Origin of the sequence: Butyricimonas synergistica DSM 23225 (assembly GCF_000379665.1) — a bacterium.
Classification (GTDB): Bacteria; Bacteroidota; Bacteroidia; order Bacteroidales; family Marinifilaceae; genus Butyricimonas; species Butyricimonas synergistica.
Map to the genome: position 1 here is coordinate 829,147 of NZ_KB903359.1, position 16,832 is coordinate 845,978.

The window sequence follows — 16,832 nt, forward strand, 5'->3', positions numbered from 1 at the left end:
GCATGTTCAAACTCACCTCAGAATTCCAACCCACCGGGGACCAGCCGGAAGCGATAAAACAATTAACACGGGGACTTGAAGAAGATACCCCGGGACAGGTATTGCTGGGTGTCACGGGTTCGGGGAAGACATTCACGATTGCTAACGTCATCAACCAAGTACAACGCTCTACCCTCATATTAAGCCACAACAAGACACTAGCCGCCCAGTTGTACTCCGAGTTCAAGTCGTTCTTCCCGGAAAATGCGGTGGAATACTTTGTTTCTTACTATGACTATTACCAGCCGGAAGCCTACCTTCCGACCACGAATACATATATAGAGAAAGACCTCGCCATAAACGACGAGATCGACAAGCTACGGCTACGGGCTACCGCCTCCCTCCTTTCCGGGCGGCGGGACGTGATCGTGGTTTCGTCCGTGTCCTGCCTCTACGGCATGGCAGACCCGACCGCTTTCGGGTCGAATATCATCCTCCTGCGCCGGGGACAGAAGATTGGCCGCAACCAACTGCTGCGCCGACTGGTGGATGCCCTTTACGTGAACAACGAACTGGAGTTCAAGCGGGGAAGTTTCCGGGCAAAAGGGGAAACGATCGACATCTTCCCCTCCATCGAAACCTTCGAGGGCATCGCCTACCGGATAGAATTCTGGGACGACGAAATCGACCGCATCACCTCGTTCAGCCCCCAAACCGGGAAAACCGTGGACGAGATGGAAAACCTGAACATTTACCCGGCGAACCTATTCGTCACGGACAAAACCACCTTGGAAAAGGCTATCCACGACATCGGTCATGACCTCACCGTGCAAGTAGAGTTTCTCAACTCTGTTGGGAAACACCTGGAAGCAAAGCGATTGGAAGAACGGGTGAACTACGATCTCGAAATGATTCGGGAACTGGGATACTGTTCCGGCATCGAAAACTACTCCCGTTACTTGGACGGGCGTGCCGCGGGTGTACGTCCCTTCTGCCTGCTGGACTACTTCCCGCGGGACTTCCTCCTCGTCGTCGACGAATCGCACGTGACCCTGCCGCAAGTCAGAGCCATGTACGGCGGCGACCGTTCCCGGAAACAAACGCTCGTGGAATACGGCTTCCGCCTTCCCGCCGCTTTTGACAACCGCCCCCTCACCTTCGAGGAATTCGAGGCAAACACGGGGCAAACCATATACGTCAGTGCCACCCCTGCCGATTACGAACTGGCAAAATGCGAGGGCGTCGTCGTGGAACAGATCATCCGACCGACCGGAATCCTTGACCCGGAGATAGAGATTGTTCCCAGCAAAAGCCAGATCGACCACCTTGTCAACGAGATACAGCAACGCATCGAGATCGGGGAACGCGTACTCGTTACCACCCTCACGAAGCGTATGGCGGAGGAGTTAAGCAAATATTTAGACCGTATTCGCATCAAATGCCAGTACATCCACTCCGACGTCGACACGCTCGAACGGGTGCAGATCATCGAGAACCTGCGGAAAGGCGTCATCGACGTCATCGTCGGGGTCAACCTCTTGCGCGAAGGACTCGATATGCCGGAAGTTTCCCTCGTGGCTATCCTCGACGCCGACAAAGAAGGATTCCTGCGCTCGGCACGTTCCCTGATACAGACATCCGGTCGTGCCGCCCGCAACCTGAACGGGAAGGTGATCATGTACGCCGACACCATCACCCGCTCCATGCAGGAAACCATCGACGAAACCAACTACCGCCGGGAAAAACAAATGGAGTACAACCGCCAACACAACATCACTCCCACCCAAATCCGCAAATCAACGGAATCCGTACTAAAAGAAACCTCACGGGCTTACGTCGAAGAAGAGCATATCAATATGGCAGCCGACCCCGTCACCGCCTACATGAGCAAACCCGAACTGGAAAAGATGTTGCAAAAAACCAAAGCCGCCATGCAGAAAGCCGCCAAAGAAATGGACTTCCTCGAAGCCGCCCGCCTGCGTGACGAAATGTTCAAGCTCGAAGCCGCGATAAAGGGTTTATAAACCTTACCCCCCCTTCGGCAAAACCACGTTCGTGATCCTACACACGGAAGCCAAATTACCGAACTCGTCCGTCACGTTAACCGACACGACATGGGTACGTTGCCCCTTGTGGATAAACTCTGCCCGCCCCACCACGTAATCACCTTGCGCCTTGCGGATATGATTGCCGTTAATCTCGATCCCGAACACGTGGTTTTCTTCCCGCAATACCCCGATATACGTCAGTCCGCTTCCCACCGTTTCCACGAGAGCCATGATCGCTCCACCGTGCAACAATCTTCCGGGACGCATCGTCCGTTCATCAATCGGCATCCGTGCCTCCAACCAATTCTCGCCAACCCCGGTAAACTCGATACCTAATGCTTCCATCAACGTACCCCGGCATTCCCGGTTCATCTGTTCCAAAACTGCTAAACTATCCATTCATTTTCAATTTTCAATTCTCAACTTTCAATTGTTTTTTCTTCTTCGGATTGGCGGGAAACCATCCTTTCCGCACGCGTTCCTCCTGCTCGAAAAGCTCCTTGATCGTCCAGAAAGAAGAGAAGGCAAATACCCCGAGCAACGACGACCACAACACGTCGGTCACCCACAACGCCGCCACCGTCCCCGCGATACCCAACACGAGGAAAATCCACCAGCACCCCGTGCCCCAGTAATATTCCGCTTTCACCACCACGGGGTGAAATATCCCGATAATCAGGAATGTACAAATCCCGATAATCAACCCGGTCAAATTGTATGTATCAACAAATTCCATAAACATTTTTTAGACTCCCGCGAATGTACAAATATTCACGAACACTACCTTAATTCTCCAAAATATTCCTACTTTTGTGAGGGACAACGGGAATTAACTTTAAACGATTATGACAACATTGAAAGAAGGAGAAAAAGCCCCTTATTTCGAGGGAATAAACCAAGACGGAAAAAAGATCACGTCCGACGATTTCAAAGGGAAAAAACTAATACTGTACTTCTACCCGAAAGACAACACATCGGGATGCACGGCAGAAGCTTGCAGCCTGAACGACGGGTATTCCTCCCTCGCGGGCAAAGGGTTCGAGGTCGTGGGAGTCAGCCCCGACTCGGCAAGCTCCCACGCGAAATTCATCGCGAAATACAACCTCTCGTTCAACCTCATCGCCGACACCGACAAAAAGATACTGGAAACCTACGGCGTGTGGGCAGAGAAAAAGATGTACGGCAGGACTTACATGGGCGTCGTGCGCACCACCTTCATCATCGACGGGGACGGAACCATCCGGAAAATCATCACGAAAGTGAACACCAAGGATCACGCGCAACAAATCCTTGACATCTTGAATCACTAAATCACAGAATCAATTAAATCTAAAATAAATAAATTTATGGCAAATGCAGAAACCAACCAAGACAAGTTAAAAGCACTTCAACTTACCCTCGACAAGATAGAGAAAAACTTCGGCAAGGGAAGTGTCATGAAACTTGGAGATAATGTAGTAGAAGACGTGGCGGCTATCCCCTCCGGCTCCATCGGGCTGGACAGGGCGCTGGGCGTCGGCGGGTACCCGCGGGGGCGTGTCATCGAGATATTCGGACCCGAGTCCTCCGGTAAAACCACCCTCGCCATCCACGCCATCGCCGAGGCGCAGAAAGCGGGTGGTATCGCCGCCATCATCGACGCCGAACACGCTTTCGACCGCACCTACGCCGAGAAACTGGGCGTTGACGTGAACAACCTGTTCATCTCGCAACCCGACAACGGGGAACAAGCCCTCGAGATCGCCGAGCAACTCATCCGCTCCTCCGCCATCGACATCATCGTCATCGACTCCGTCGCCGCGCTCACGCCGAAAGCCGAGATCGAGGGCGACATGGGCGACAGCGTGATGGGATTGCAGGCTCGCCTCATGTCACAAGCCCTGCGCAAACTGACGGGAACCATCAGCAAGACCAACACCTGCTGCATCTTCATCAACCAGCTGCGCGACAAAATCGGCGTCATGTTCGGCAACCCCGAGACGACCACCGGGGGTAACGCCTTGAAATTCTACGCTTCCGTGCGCCTTGACATCCGCCGCATCGGTCAGATCAAAGACGGCGAGGAAATATTCGGTAACCACACCCGCGTCAAGGTCATCAAGAACAAAGTAGCCCCTCCATTCAAAAAGGCAGAGTTCGACATCATGTACGGCGAGGGCATCTCCCGTTCCGGCGAGATCGTTGACCTTGGCGTGGAATACAACGTCATCAAGAAAAGCGGCAGCTGGTTCTCTTACGGGGAAAGCAAACTGGGACAAGGACGGGAAACCGTGAAACAACTTGTCATGGACAACCCGGAACTTGCCGAGGAACTCACCGCCAAAATCGTCGAGGCAATGAAAAGCGGCGTGCAACCGGCCACGAAATAAGTCCATGAGTCTGAAAGTCCATAAAGTCCATAAAGTCAAAGGTCCATGGACCCTGCGGGCGCTTTGTCCACGGCAGCAACGCTGCCGGTAAACTCTGTCCGAAGGACACTCGGGACCTTACAGACCTTCGGACCTTATGGACCTTACGGACCTTCGACCAGAACCGAAGGTCCGACCTTATAAACCCTTATTAAACAGCTAAAAAGACAATGAAAAACAGTTTATTCTCCGCCCTCATCCTGCTATCCGTCGTGTCGTGCGATAGCCCGAAAGAAGCGGTAAAACCAAGTTATAAAACACCGGATATGAAACTGACATCCGACGTGATGACACCCGAGGTATTATGGTCATTCGGTAGAATCGGCGGGATGAGCGTATCTCCCGACCGGAAATCGCTCGTCTACGAGGTCACCTACTTCAACAAAGAAGAAGACCGCTCGTACACCGACCTCTACATCATGAACCTTGCCGACGGCACCACCAAACAATTGACAAACACGGATTACAAAGAATTCGGCTCCACCTGGACATCAGACAACAAAATTGCCTTCATGTGCGGGAAATCCGGCTCCGTCCAGCTATGGGAAATGAACCCGGACGGCAGCGACCTCCGGCAGCTCACCAACGTGGAAGGCGGCATCGGCGGATTCCTCTTTTCCCCGGACAAATCCAAACTCCTCTACTTGAAGGACGTGAAACTCGAGAAAGACGTGCATGACCTGCACCCCGACCTCCCGAAGGCAAACGCCCGCCTCATCAACGACCAGTTCTACCGCCACTGGAACGACTGGGTTGAGGCGTACACCCACCCGTTCGTTGCCGACTACATCGCGGGGCAAATGGTCACCACCGGCAAGGACATCATGGAAGGCGAGCACTGGGAATCCCCCGTCCGCCCGTGGGGAGGCATCGAGCAACTGGCATGGACGCCGGACAGCCGGAGCGTCATCTACATGGCACGCAAGAAAGAAGGCATAGCGTACGCCTTCTCCACCAACACGGATTTATACCGCTATGACGTGAACACGGGCAAAACCGCCAACCTCACCGAAGGCATGATGGGATACGACCAAAACCAAGTGATTTCACCCAACGGCGAACTCATGGCATGGGAAAGCATGGAACGTGACGGGTACGAGGCTGACAAAATCCGCCTCTTCGTCATGAACCTCAAAACCGGGGAGAAAAAGGAATACACCCGCGACTTCGACCAGAACGTCGGCTCGCTCGCCTGGGCGGACAACAACACGCTCTACTTCATCTCCGACCACCACGCCACGGACGAGATCTACCGCCTGACCCTCAACGACGGCGCCATCACCAAGCTCACCTCCGGCGTGCACAACTACACCTCCGTCCTCCCCGTCGACGGCTACCTCATCGCCACGAAAGTATCCATGAGCAAACCCGCCGAAATCTACAAGGTAGACCCCGCCACGGGCAAAGACACGGAACTCTCGTTCGTCAACAAACCGATACTCGACCAGCTCACCATGGGCAAAGTGGAATCCCGCTGGATCCGCACCACCGACGGCAAACAAATGCTCACGTGGATCATCTACCCGCCCCACTTCGACCCTGCCAAAAAATATCCCGCCATCCTCTACTGCGAGGGCGGACCCCAGAGCACCGTCAGCCAATTCTGGAGCTACCGCTGGAACTTCCAGATGATGGCGGCAAACGGCTACATCATCGTTGCCCCCAACCGCCGCGGCCTCCCGGGATTCGGCCAGGAATGGAACGAGCAGATCAGCGGTGACTATTCCGGCCAGAACATCCGCGACTACCTCTCCGCCATCGACGAGATGAAAAAAGAACCCTACATCGACGCTGACCGCCTCGGGTGCGTCGGGGCCTCCTACGGCGGCTACTCCGTCTTCTACCTCGCCGGGCATCATGACAAACGCTTCAAGGCATTCATCGCCCACTGCGGCATCTTCAACATGGAAATGCAATACTTCAACACCGAAGAGATGTGGTTCGCCCAATGGGATATGGGCGGCGCACCGTGGGACAAGGCGAACAAGACAGCGCAACGCACCTTCGACAACTCCCCGCACAAATTCGTCGGCGAGTGGGATACCCCTATCTTGGTTATCCACGGGCAGAAGGACTTCCGCATCGACGCCTCGCAAGGCATGGGCGCCTTCAACGCCGCCCGCATGCGCGGCATACCCGCCCAATACCTCTACTTCCCGGAGGAATGCCACTGGGTACTCGGTTGCCAGAACGGCATCCTCTGGCAACGCACCTTTGCCGCCTGGTTAGACAAGTGGCTGAAATAAAACTGTAAAAAACGAGGTTCAATTGAACCTCGTTTTTTACAACCATTCCCCGCGTAATACCGTAAACACGAACTACTATGAAAAATATAGACCTGAACAGAATATACAAGCGCAAGAAAAGCGACCGCGACATCTTCGAGGAACTCATGCCCTTCAAAGTAAAGGAGATACTGTTAATCGCCAACTACTACGACGCCTACACCATCGAGCGCGAGGGACAATTCTCCGACAAGATATTCGGCGAGTACCTGCAACTGAACCTCTATACCGCCCCCCGCTTCACCTCCGTGGCGAACGAGGAAGCGGCGTTGCAGCAGCTGGCTCGCAAACATTTCGACCTCATTATCATCATGGCGGGGCTCGACAAAGAGATGCCCATCACCACGAGCCGCGGCATCAAGCGGCTGTACCCCGACATTCACCAGTTAATGCTCGTCAACAACAACGCCGACCTCGCCCATTTCCGGCGGATGGAAGCGGAAGTGCGGGAATCCATCGAGCGCGTGTTCGTGTGGAACGGCTCCACGAAAGTATTCCTCGCCATGGCGAAATACCTCGAGGACAAAATCAACCTCGACGCCGACACGCGGCTCGGCGACGTGCGGGTAATCCTCGTCGTCGAAGACTCCGTGAAATACTATTCCCGCTACCTGCCCCTCCTCTACACCGAGATCATGACACAGACACAGGCGATCATCGACGAGGAACCGTCCAACGACGAGATGGGGCTTATCCTCAAGATGCGGGTACGCCCGAAACTGGCACTGGCAAGCACCTTCGAGGATGCCATGGAGATCATCGACCGCTACCGCGACAACATCATCGGCGTCATCTCCGACGTGCGCTATCCCCGCCACGGCATAGAGGACGAGAACGCGGGCGTCGACCTCATCCGCCACGTGCAATCGCTCGACAACCGCATTCCCTGCCTGCTGCAAAGCCACGAGCGGGAGAACGAACACCGCGCAAAGGAAGTAAACGCGACCTTCATAGACAAGAATTCGTTAACGCTGGCAAGAGAAATTCGCAATTTCATCAAAAAGAACCTCGGCTTCGGCGACTTTATCTTCCGGGACGCCAACGGGCTCCCCATCGATAAGGCGACGTGCATCGAGGAATTCCGCCAGAAACTGATGACCATCCCGGACGAGTCGCTGGAATACCACGCCGTCCGGAATGGCATCTCCACGTGGCTCATGGCAAGGGCGGAAATCAACCTCGCCAAAAAACTGCGGCGTTACAGCTTCAGTTACTTCAAGGATGCCGGGGAAACACGGCGGTTCATCGCCAACGTCTTCGAGGCATCCAAATTGAAAAAACTACGGGGACGCATCATCAACTTCAACCCCGCGCTAGTCGACTCCAACCGCTACATCACCCGCCTCGGCAAAGGATCGCTCGGCGGCAAGGGGCGCGGGCTGGCGTTCCTCTCCAACTTCATCGAGAACGTCTACCTCAAGAAACTCATCCCCGACCTGCGGGTGGCTATACCCAAAACGGCGGTGATCGGCGTCGACGAGTTCGACAACTTCATCGAGAGCAACGACCTTTACGACGTCATCTACGCCGACAAACAATACGACCACGTGCTCGGCGCCTTCCGGGCGGCACGCCTGTCCGACAAACTGCGGGGCACACTGCGTGAATACCTGCGGGTGATGACCAAACCGCTGGCGGTACACTCCTCCGGGTTGTTCGAGGACTCGCTCAACCAGCCCTTCGCGGGCGTGTACTCCACCTACCTCGTGCCCAACAACCACCCCGACTTCGAACGGCGCGTGCGGGACGTCGAGGACGCCATCAAGCTGGTGTACGCCTCCATCTTCTCGCCCGAATCGCGGGCGTACTTCAACGCCATCGACTACATGATCGAGGAAGAGAAAATGGCGGTTATCCTGCAAGAAGTCATCGGCAACGAGCACAACGGGCGCTACTACCCCGAGATCAGCGGCGTGGCGCAATCGTACAACTTCTACCCCTTCTCCTACATCCAGCCGGAGGACGGGTTCGCCGTCACCGCCATCGGGCTCGGCGCCTACGTCGTGGGCGGCGAACGGACGCACCGTTTCAGTCCCGCCTACCCGAAACTCCAACTGGCATCGACACAGGACAAGATAAAGTCGTCACAACGCTATTTCTACGCCATCGACCTCGAGCGGCAGGATTACGACCTCTACAACGACGGCGAGAACGCCGCCATAAAAGCCTACGACGTGGCGGAAGCCGAACGGGACGGCACGCTTGAATACACCGCCTCCGTCTACGACTTCATGAACGACCGCGTCACCTACGACTTCTCCACGCGTGGACCCCGCGTCATCGACTTCTCCAAGATACTGCAATACGACTATTTCCCGCTGGCTCCCACGCTGGAAACCCTGCTCGACATCTTCTCGCGAGCCCTCGGGTCGCCCGTGGAACTCGAGTTTTCCGTCAACTTCGAGAACGGCAAACCCGTGTTCTACCTCCTGCAAATCAAACCGCTCATCAAAAACGAGTATAACATAGACATCGAAACCGCTTCCATCGACGCCGAACACGTCCTCTTGCGTGCCGACAAGGGCATGGGCAACGGCAAACTGCAATACATTCGCGACGTCGTGTACGTCGACCCTGCCAAGTTCGACCGCCTGCGCACGGAAGAAATCGCCGAAGAAATCAAGCGCCACAACGCCACGGTCGCCCTCGAGGGCGAGAAATACCTGCTTATCGGTCCCGGTCGCTGGGGAACCCGCGACCCGCTGACGGGCATCCCCGTGCAATGGTCGGACATCGCCAACGCCAAAGTCATCGTCGAACAGGGACTGCCCGACTTTCCCCTCGACGCCTCGCTCGGTTCGCACTTCTTCCACAACGTCACGTCGATGAACGTCGGCTACTTCGCCATCCCCTTCCAGGACGGGAACGCCTTCATCAACTTCGACGTCCTCGCCCGGCAGGAAGTCATCGAGGAATTCAAGTACTCCCGCCACGTGCGTTTCAAAGCCCCCCTCACCGTGTGGATGGACGGCAAGAAACAAACGTCGGTAATCACGTATTAATTGAAAATTATTACACCTCCTCGTCCATCCCCTCGCGGGCGCGGAAATAAAGGGAGCGTGAAGAATCCGACCTGTCGGGGCGCGTGAAAAACGGGTAAATATGCACCACCTCGTCCCCGGGCAACGCCTCCCCGTCAAACCCCTTGCCGGGGAGCGTGAACTCCACCCGTCCGTCGGCGCGCGTGGCGCCCGTGTCCACGATCACCTGCGGCGCGTTGGCGTACGAGTGGTAAAAATACCCGATCATCAACCGGTCTGTCCCGCGGTTCGCCCGCCGGTGACACCTGTCCTCCCACTCCAGCATCACCGTCCACCCCTGCCGCGACAAGCGCGTGTACAACGGGTTCGCCAGCCATCCCAGGCTGAACACGAACGCCCGGAAGTTCCTCACCCCGTTCACGTCGCAGCACGAGTTATTGAGCTTGTTGCAAAGAATCCAGCCCGTGATCGTCAATTTACGGGCGAAACTGTTCCACGTCTCCCACTCCCCCAGTTGCCGGAACAACGCCTTCAGCGTGAACACCACGGTGGTGAACAGCGCCTCCTGTTCCTTGTGCTCGTCCGTTTCCCGTTCCTTAGCCTCGGCTTTCTCTTGCGCCGACCTCGGGCGTTTGCTCGCGCAACGGCATTCCACGCCGTTTTTCAAGTAACGGGTTTCCCCGTTGATCGAGTACTTGTTCCTCGGTTTTTTACCGGATTCCAAATCTTCCATGACACCTTCTTTTAAATTAAACATACGGGGCTCCGTCCTCCCCGCCATCACGGTCCGCCCCACCTTCACTCCAGATCCAAAGTAAATTTACAAAATTATTCTTATATTCCATAATATATCCCTACCCTTAATGGGGAACTTATGGGGAAGTTATGGGGAAGTTGCACGGGGAATACCGAATACACCCCCCGGCTACACCGCCGCTACCCCGCGTGAACAAAGGGAAACGCCCCGTTCGGGAAGTGGTAGCGGGAGAGTGTAGTTAAAGTTATTAAAATAATCTTAAAAATAATCTTAGTTTTATTTTGTTTTCATGAATAAAGGTCATACCTTTGTTGAAGCCTCCCACGGAGAGTGACGGGAGGTCTTCGGATTTACTAACTAAAACCTATCATTATGCCGAAACTGAGATACACGGGAATGATCAAGAAAAGCGGGAGCTCGGCAAACGAGACTTTCGCCACGATCTCCAGCGGGGAGATCATCTCTAAAGCCAAAAGCCAGAAAAAACCGGTGCTGAATGCCGAGCAAAAAGCGAACGTCTCGGGCTTCACGGAACTCGTGCCGCTCACGCGCGACCTCAAGCGGGTGTTCCGCGAGAGCTTCCCGCCGGACAGCAAGGGCACCAAGTGGAGCAACCGCTTCACGAGCCTGAACAAGAAAAGCAAGGAAGTGGTCACCACCACGAAGAACGATCCCGACGTGGAGGTCGACCCACGGAAACACGCCCCCGAGGAATTCACCAGCGTCATCGCATGGGAGAAGCTCATCATGGCGGAAGGCCCGCTCTGGACGCCCACCGTGGCGGTAGAGCGCTTGACAACGGAAGGCGAGACGTACAAGCTGGTTTTTAGCCAAGAATCGAACATCTTCGAGGGCGCGTACGCCTACTCGAACGACAAGGTGTTCGCCATCGTCTACCACCCGGAAACGCATTTCAACCTGCTCGTCAAATTGAGGAACAGGGGCGAGTCGGGCAGCACGACCACGGTAATCCCCGGAATCATCCCCGCAGAAGAACTGAAAATCTACTCTTTCGCGAAGACCGCCGACGGGAAAACCACCTCCAACTCCACCTTCCTCGCGATCGGGAATTAAAAATTGAACCGAAGGTTCTGGTCAAAGGTCCGAACCTTCGGTTCGGACTTTTCCGATTATCAATTATTTCCGTATCTTTGTCGGCGTGCGCGAAACCAACTAAAAACAATTCACCATGACAATTAAAAACTACATCGACGCCGGGTTGCAACATTTCGGTATCCTATCGGAAGGATTGGCTGACCTGATCTATTTCCTAGCACTGGTTGCCATTATCGGCATTATCACGTGGATCATCCACCTGCTGACACGCCGCTGGCTGGCACGTGTCGTGCTGAAACTGACGCGACGGACAGCCACGAACTGGGATGACCTGATGTTCGACCAGCATTTCTTCAACTGCCTCGGGATGCTGATCTCCCCCATCGCCATACAGGTTATATTCAAGGAATGCGAGTGGACGGAATTTGCTTTCCTCATGAAAATGCTCAACGTCTGGATCGTGATTTCCGCACTGCTCATCGTGTCGAGCGTGCTGGACGGTATCAACCGGATATACGAGAGCTATCCCGTGTCGAAGAACCGCCCGATCAAGGTGTTTATACAAGTCATCAAGATATTCTTCTACTGTGCCGTTATTATCATCGTGATCAGTATCCTGATCGACAAAGACCCACTGGCGCTGCTCGCCGGGCTGGGAGCCGTGTCGGCGGTGCTGATGCTGGTGTTCAAGGACTCCATCCTCGGGTTTGTCGCCGGGATACAGCTGATGTCCAACCGGATGGTGAATATCGGCGACTGGATCGTGATGCCCAGCAGCAATGCCGACGGCGACGTGATCGAGATCAACCTCACCACGGTGAAGGTGCAGAACTGGGACAAGACGATCTCCACGATCCCCACGTACAAGCTGGTGTCCGAGTCGTTCACCAACTGGCGGGGAATGCAGGAATCCGGCGGACGGCGCATCAAACGCTCCGTGAATATCGACATCTATTCCGTGCATTACCTCACGGACGAGGACGTGGAGAACCTGAAACAATCGTCCCTCCTGAAAGCTTATATTGAGAACAAGCAGCAAGAGATACGGGAATACAATGCCAACGTGGAGAACCCGCTCGACAAACGCCGGCTGACGAACCTCGGCACGTTCCGCGAATACATGGAAGCGTGGCTTGCCGCCAACCCGAATATCAATCTCGAGATGACGCATATGGTGCGCCAGCTGCAACCCACCCCGACGGGCATCCCGCTGGAAATATACTGTTTCTCGGCAAATAAACAATGGGTGAGTTACGAGCGGATACAATCCGATATCTTCGACCACCTGTTCGCCATCCTCCCGCTTTTTAAACTAAAGGTGTTCCAGTACCCGACGAATATGGAGTGGATGGAAGGGAGGTAGAACCGAAGGTTCTGGTCGAAGGTCTGTAAAGTCGAACCTTCGGTTCTAGTCGAAAGTCCGTAAGGTCCGTAAAGTCCAAAGGTCCATGGACCCTGCGGGCGCTTTATCTATGGCAGCTGGAGCTGCCGGTAAACTCTGTCCGAAGGACACCCGGGACTTTCGACCTTACGGACTTTACGGACCTTACGGACCTAATAGCAATCCCAATTATACAACACCCCGCTAAAGTCGCGGGCGGCGAGATCGTCGGGGCGGATGAAGAAGTTGCACACGCCACGGTCGCCCCACATGATGCCGTTCTCGTCGTCGGAGTCGAGCTGGAAAAGCAGGACGGTATGCTCCTGAAAGTTCTGGTCGTACTCGCGGGGGTCGAGTTGCGTGAAGGAGGGGTAGCCGCCCACGCGGTGGCCTTCCACCTCGGTGTGGGCATACACGCCGTCGAGCACCGACTCGTCTACCCGGTCGAGGTTGGGAACCGTGGCGTCCGGGTGGGTCTGGTTGTAGATGTCCAACAGTAACTTCTCGAAACGGAAATCCCAAAGGGTCATTGGCATGGAATCCTTCTCGAAGGTCAGCTTTCTTTCCCCGGACACGGGGAAACTGTCGCCCGGGACGGTTTCGGGCACGTCGGGGAGCAGGGCGGACGGGTCCTCCGTCACGCGCTCGTGGTAAATGACCCGGAATCCTTTCTGGTCGGCACGGTTCTCGAAGTTCAAACCGTAGGTGTCATCGCCACTGACGTAGAATTGCAATATGCCTTCGCGGGGAAAACCCTCGAGGGCGGGCATCTCGGCAAAGTTCAACTGGGCGAGGAAGCGCAACGGTTTCTTCTCCCGCGCTTCGGGAGCCTCCCCGGGAGCCGGGACATCGGACCGGGAGCCGCTGCCGGTAGCCACTTCCGGGTTTTCCACCGACGGTTGTCCGGAACCCGCGAGCAGCACATCCAGCGCCGCCACCGGCTGTTGCACGGGCGCCGCGGCGGCGGCTTCCGGCGTTGCCGCCAGCCGGGTTTCGTCACAAGGATACTCGAAGCCCCGCGGCATGTAAGGGAGCCCCCCTATCTTGCTGTTCCAAGGCATCGTCTTTTCTTCCACGGGGATGACCCGCGCGTAGTCTGTCGTTGTTCGCTCGCAAATGACTTTCAGCATCTTGTCCGCCGAAGTTTCTTTCTTCTCGCCGTCATTACTGCCACCACCGAATATTTTTGATAAAAATCCCATAATCACGTTTTTATTTAATTACACGTCAAAAGTACGAAATTAATTGGATTATCTCCAAATATTCACGCGCGTGACCTTATCGGACAGGCGAGCCGCGAGGGAATTCATACGGCAGTGTAGCAGGAACTCGCGCCCGTCCAGCGTGCGGGTGAAGACGAGGCGGCAATGCCCTACCCGGTGTTCCCATTTCCGGCGGAAGTTCTCGGCGCTTGATTTCTTCTTTCCCAGTATTTCCGGCACGGCGTGGAAGTCCTCCTGTTTGATCCGTCCCCGTAGCAGGCTTTGGCGCACGATCACGTAACGGGGGTTGTCGACGGGGGCGACGATTTCCTGCAAGGCGTTCACGAACACGGACTTCTCGTAGGTCGATCCTCCCCGCAAGTGGCAATATACCGCCCCGTCGTCGTCGCTGGAAGCCACCGCGACAGCCTCTCCCGAGGTAATGATGCCTTCCTCCCGCAACGCATCGAGCAGGGCTGTCCCGATCTGTTGCATATCCTTCGATATATCCCGGTATTTCAAGTAAAGGCGAAGGGCTTTCAATCCCTTGTACCCGAAAGCGAAGAAAGCAAGCACGGAAAGCGCCAGTAAAAAGTATAACCAATCATTTGCCGTGCGGAGATTGCGGAATTGACCGCGTCCCAGAGCTTGCAGCAAAGCGTTGCCGAAGATGGATGCCGCGCAAGCGACCTCGGCAAACAGGCAGGCAAGCGTGCGGCGCAGGTAGAGTTTCCGCGAGGGCTGGTACGCCCGTTCCTCGCCGAAGGGAACCTTGATTTCCTCCACCAGGTTCACGCCTTGCCGCAAACCGTCCTCCCAGCGCCGGCGGAGCGTGCCGCGGGCTGCCGCTTCTTCAAAGGTTTGGAGGTTTTTCCGCTCTATGGTTTCCCGGTCGTGTAGCGACGGCGGGATGTTCAGGCGCCCCACGCCGTTTTGGATAGTCCCGTCGGCAAGGTTCGAGATGCCGATAAATCCCCGGAAACGGCGTTCCAGCAGCTCCAGGTCGTCGCCTCCCGAGGGGGAAGTCGGGTCGACGCAGACCAAGTGCCAGATATTTCCCGTCTTCCCGTCGTTCCCTTTCTCCACGCGGATCGCCCGCCCGCGCATCTGGTTGGACGACACGAACGAGCCCACGAAGCTGGCAAGTACCAGGGTATTGAGGCACGGGGCGTCCCATCCCTCGCCGAGCAACGCTTTCGTGCCCACGAGAACGCGGATCGCCCCTTCCTCGAACACGCGGGTGATGACGCGGACGATCTCGTCCTTTAGCGTCCCCGTGGCAGCGATCTCCACGTAAGTATCGTCGTAAGGCAACACGCGCGACACCACGCACGATACCCCTATCTCCCGCGCCACCCGCTCCACCGCGGGCAATGCTGCCACGGGGACGACGACGAGGGAACCCGTCAGTACTCCCACCCGGCCCGTCCCGACGTGTTCCCGACGCAATTTCTCGAACACGGGAACCGCTCCCAGGCGGTCGAGAGGCAAATCGTTCACCGGGGTAGTCGTCATGTACTCTTTCCGGATATAATCCGTCAGGATTACCGCGCGCAGGCGGTCTTGCAGGTGTCCCGACTCGAAACGGATGATCTCGGCGATGCCGTTCAGCTTGCTCACGCTTGCCGTCAAGGTCTTCATCAGCCGGCTGTTGTAGCGGAGGTGCACCTGCTTGTTCTCCGTGGCTCCCCGCCGGACCAGCTTGTTTTCCAACGCCTCCCGGTGCCCGGCGTAGGCGGGAAAGAAGGAGGTGTGAAGGTAGAAGTCGAGCAATATTTCCATCCACGCGTAATCTAACGGGGGTATCTTGATCTTCTTGCTCCCGATCACTTTGAAGTGTAGCGGGGGTATCTCCTTCCCCGCGTCGTGCAGGAAGACGAGCATGGAGGTGTAGAATGGCATATTCCCGTATATCCACTCGAGGTGTTTCAAGGGGTCGGTCCAGACGGAATTGGTGGAGATGGCTTCCGTGAAAACGGCATCTTCGCGGATCTCCCGGAAGAGATGGTCGATGTCGGCACGGAAGGTACTGATGCGGTCGTACTCCTCGGGCGAGGGCAGCGACAGGTAAACGTAATCCTGGTGCGGGCAAAGGTCGCCCTCGAGGATTAGCTCGGGGACGGTGATCTCCGTGTCGACCGTGCCGTTCAACTCGATGTAGCGTTGCCACTCGGCAAGCGTCACGTCGTAGGGCGGCGTGGCTGTCAATCCCACGATGGTGGGTGATAGTTGCCGTTTCAACCTATCGAGGGAGACGCACCACTCGTTTTTCAGGTGGTGCGCCTCGTCTAGAATAACGGTCTTCACCCCCAGCCGCTTCAGCTCGCGGGTTATCGCCCGGGGGGAGGCGCCTTCCCCGTCGTCCAAGTTATTGCAAGCCGCGTGTAGTCCCTGGTAAGTGCACACGGTCATGAAGGCGGGCTTCCTGACATCGCACGATATCCACGCGGGGACGCGGTTGACCTGTAGGAATAACTCCCGGAAACGGTCGATCCATTGATCCCGGATAGCCAGCGACGGCGCCAGTATCAAGGTCGGGCGGTTCAAGCGGAGCATGACTTCCAATCCCAGCACGGTTTTCCCCGAACCGGGGGGCGCCACGACGTGGAGCGAACCGTTGGACAAGTAGTTATCCAATTCCTTTAATACCCGGGACTGGTATTTCCTCCACTCGTATTTGAATTTGATTTCCGGCGGGAATTTCGTCATGATTTCCATATGCCGCGTCTGTTAGT

Annotated in this window: 14 protein-coding genes; 9 read left to right on the forward strand and 5 right to left on the reverse strand. The window is 55.9% G+C overall.

The window, feature by feature from the left end; genetic code table 11:
- Positions 1–2: 2 nt before the first annotated feature.
- Positions 3–2,003: an excinuclease ABC subunit UvrB gene (gene uvrB / locus A3CY_RS0103745; RefSeq protein WP_018336563.1), complete on the forward strand. Its 2,001-nt coding sequence runs from the start codon at positions 3–5 to the stop codon at positions 2,001–2,003.
- 3 nt (positions 2,004–2,006) lie between these two features.
- On the opposite strand, the gene A3CY_RS0103750 is transcribed toward uvrB, so the two are convergent.
- On the reverse strand, positions 2,007–2,426 hold the full coding sequence (locus tag A3CY_RS0103750; protein WP_018336564.1) for a PaaI family thioesterase: 420 nt from the start codon (positions 2,424–2,426) through the stop codon (positions 2,007–2,009).
- Positions 2,427–2,439: 13 nt separating this feature from the next.
- Complete coding sequence (locus A3CY_RS0103755; protein WP_026207270.1) at positions 2,440–2,763, reverse strand: DUF4491 family protein; 324 nt, start codon at positions 2,761–2,763, stop codon at positions 2,440–2,442.
- A gap of 109 nt (positions 2,764–2,872) precedes the next feature.
- On the opposite strand from A3CY_RS0103755, the gene bcp reads away from it, so the two are divergent.
- From bcp to A3CY_RS0103775, 5 genes are all read left to right on the forward strand, one after another.
- Positions 2,873–3,337: a thioredoxin-dependent thiol peroxidase gene (gene bcp / locus A3CY_RS0103760; protein ID WP_018336566.1), complete on the forward strand. Its 465-nt coding sequence runs from the start codon at positions 2,873–2,875 to the stop codon at positions 3,335–3,337.
- Between the two features lie 36 nt (positions 3,338–3,373).
- Positions 3,374–4,396, forward strand: a complete 1,023-nt coding sequence (recA, locus tag A3CY_RS0103765; protein WP_018336567.1) for a recombinase RecA — start codon at positions 3,374–3,376, stop codon at positions 4,394–4,396.
- A 45-nt stretch (positions 4,397–4,441) separates the two neighbouring features.
- Complete coding sequence (locus tag A3CY_RS22845) at positions 4,442–4,579, forward strand: hypothetical protein (RefSeq protein ID WP_155828169.1); 138 nt, start codon at positions 4,442–4,444, stop codon at positions 4,577–4,579.
- Between the two features lie 26 nt (positions 4,580–4,605).
- Positions 4,606–6,681 carry a S9 family peptidase gene (locus tag A3CY_RS0103770; protein ID WP_018336568.1) on the forward strand — a complete coding sequence of 692 codons (2,076 nt, stop codon included), beginning with the start codon at positions 4,606–4,608 and terminating at the stop codon, positions 6,679–6,681.
- Positions 6,682–6,758: 77 nt separating this feature from the next.
- Positions 6,759–9,722, forward strand: coding sequence for a PEP/pyruvate-binding domain-containing protein (locus A3CY_RS0103775; protein WP_018336569.1), 2,964 nt, complete (start codon positions 6,759–6,761; stop codon positions 9,720–9,722).
- A gap of 10 nt (positions 9,723–9,732) precedes the next feature.
- Here A3CY_RS0103775 and A3CY_RS0103780 read toward each other — a convergent pair whose 3' ends face one another.
- The gene (locus A3CY_RS0103780; RefSeq protein ID WP_155828170.1) at positions 9,733–10,434 is read right to left on the reverse strand and encodes a hypothetical protein; all 702 of its coding nucleotides are present in this window, start codon (positions 10,432–10,434) and stop codon (positions 9,733–9,735) included.
- A gap of 130 nt (positions 10,435–10,564) precedes the next feature.
- On the opposite strand from A3CY_RS0103780, the gene A3CY_RS23415 reads away from it, so the two are divergent.
- From A3CY_RS23415 to A3CY_RS0103790, 3 genes are all read left to right on the forward strand, one after another.
- Positions 10,565–10,696 (forward strand): hypothetical protein, encoded by a 132-nt coding sequence (locus A3CY_RS23415; RefSeq protein WP_262483870.1) that lies wholly within the window; start codon positions 10,565–10,567, stop codon positions 10,694–10,696.
- Between the two features lie 134 nt (positions 10,697–10,830).
- Entirely contained in the window at positions 10,831–11,532 is a 702-nt protein-coding gene (locus tag A3CY_RS21835; protein WP_018336571.1) for a hypothetical protein, read from the forward strand.
- Positions 11,533–11,647: 115 nt separating this feature from the next.
- Complete coding sequence (locus A3CY_RS0103790) at positions 11,648–12,877, forward strand: mechanosensitive ion channel family protein (RefSeq protein ID WP_018336572.1); 1,230 nt, start codon at positions 11,648–11,650, stop codon at positions 12,875–12,877.
- A 191-nt stretch (positions 12,878–13,068) separates the two neighbouring features.
- On the opposite strand, the gene A3CY_RS21840 is transcribed toward A3CY_RS0103790, so the two are convergent.
- Both A3CY_RS21840 and A3CY_RS0103800 read right to left on the reverse strand, forming a co-directional pair.
- Entirely contained in the window at positions 13,069–14,097 is a 1,029-nt protein-coding gene (locus A3CY_RS21840; protein WP_018336573.1) for a YwqG family protein, read from the reverse strand.
- Positions 14,098–14,145: 48 nt separating this feature from the next.
- Positions 14,146–16,815 carry a DEAD/DEAH box helicase family protein gene (locus tag A3CY_RS0103800; RefSeq protein ID WP_240388115.1) on the reverse strand — a complete coding sequence of 890 codons (2,670 nt, stop codon included), beginning with the start codon at positions 16,813–16,815 and terminating at the stop codon, positions 14,146–14,148.
- Positions 16,816–16,832 lie beyond the last annotated feature (17 nt).

Excerpts from the sequence above, each read along its gene's own strand:
- uvrB (WP_018336563.1), top strand. The coding sequence starts at position 3 with ATGTTCAAACTCACCTCAGAATTCCAACCCACCGGGGACCAGCCGGAA.
- A3CY_RS0103750 (WP_018336564.1), bottom strand. The coding sequence starts at position 2,426 with ATGGATAGTTTAGCAGTTTTGGAACAGATGAACCGGGAATGCCGGGGT.
- A3CY_RS0103755 (WP_026207270.1), bottom strand. The coding sequence starts at position 2,763 with ATGGAATTTGTTGATACATACAATTTGACCGGGTTGATTATCGGGATT.
- bcp (WP_018336566.1), top strand. The coding sequence starts at position 2,873 with ATGACAACATTGAAAGAAGGAGAAAAAGCCCCTTATTTCGAGGGAATA.
- recA (WP_018336567.1), top strand. The coding sequence starts at position 3,374 with ATGGCAAATGCAGAAACCAACCAAGACAAGTTAAAAGCACTTCAACTT.
- A3CY_RS22845 (WP_155828169.1), top strand. The coding sequence starts at position 4,442 with ATGGACCCTGCGGGCGCTTTGTCCACGGCAGCAACGCTGCCGGTAAAC.
- A3CY_RS0103770 (WP_018336568.1), top strand. The coding sequence starts at position 4,606 with ATGAAAAACAGTTTATTCTCCGCCCTCATCCTGCTATCCGTCGTGTCG.
- A3CY_RS0103775 (WP_018336569.1), top strand. The coding sequence starts at position 6,759 with ATGAAAAATATAGACCTGAACAGAATATACAAGCGCAAGAAAAGCGAC.
- A3CY_RS0103780 (WP_155828170.1), bottom strand. The coding sequence starts at position 10,434 with ATGGAAGATTTGGAATCCGGTAAAAAACCGAGGAACAAGTACTCGATC.
- A3CY_RS23415 (WP_262483870.1), top strand. The coding sequence starts at position 10,565 with ATGGGGAACTTATGGGGAAGTTATGGGGAAGTTGCACGGGGAATACCG.
- A3CY_RS21835 (WP_018336571.1), top strand. The coding sequence starts at position 10,831 with ATGCCGAAACTGAGATACACGGGAATGATCAAGAAAAGCGGGAGCTCG.
- A3CY_RS0103790 (WP_018336572.1), top strand. The coding sequence starts at position 11,648 with ATGACAATTAAAAACTACATCGACGCCGGGTTGCAACATTTCGGTATC.
- A3CY_RS21840 (WP_018336573.1), bottom strand. The coding sequence starts at position 14,097 with ATGGGATTTTTATCAAAAATATTCGGTGGTGGCAGTAATGACGGCGAG.
- A3CY_RS0103800 (WP_240388115.1), bottom strand. The coding sequence starts at position 16,815 with ATGGAAATCATGACGAAATTCCCGCCGGAAATCAAATTCAAATACGAG.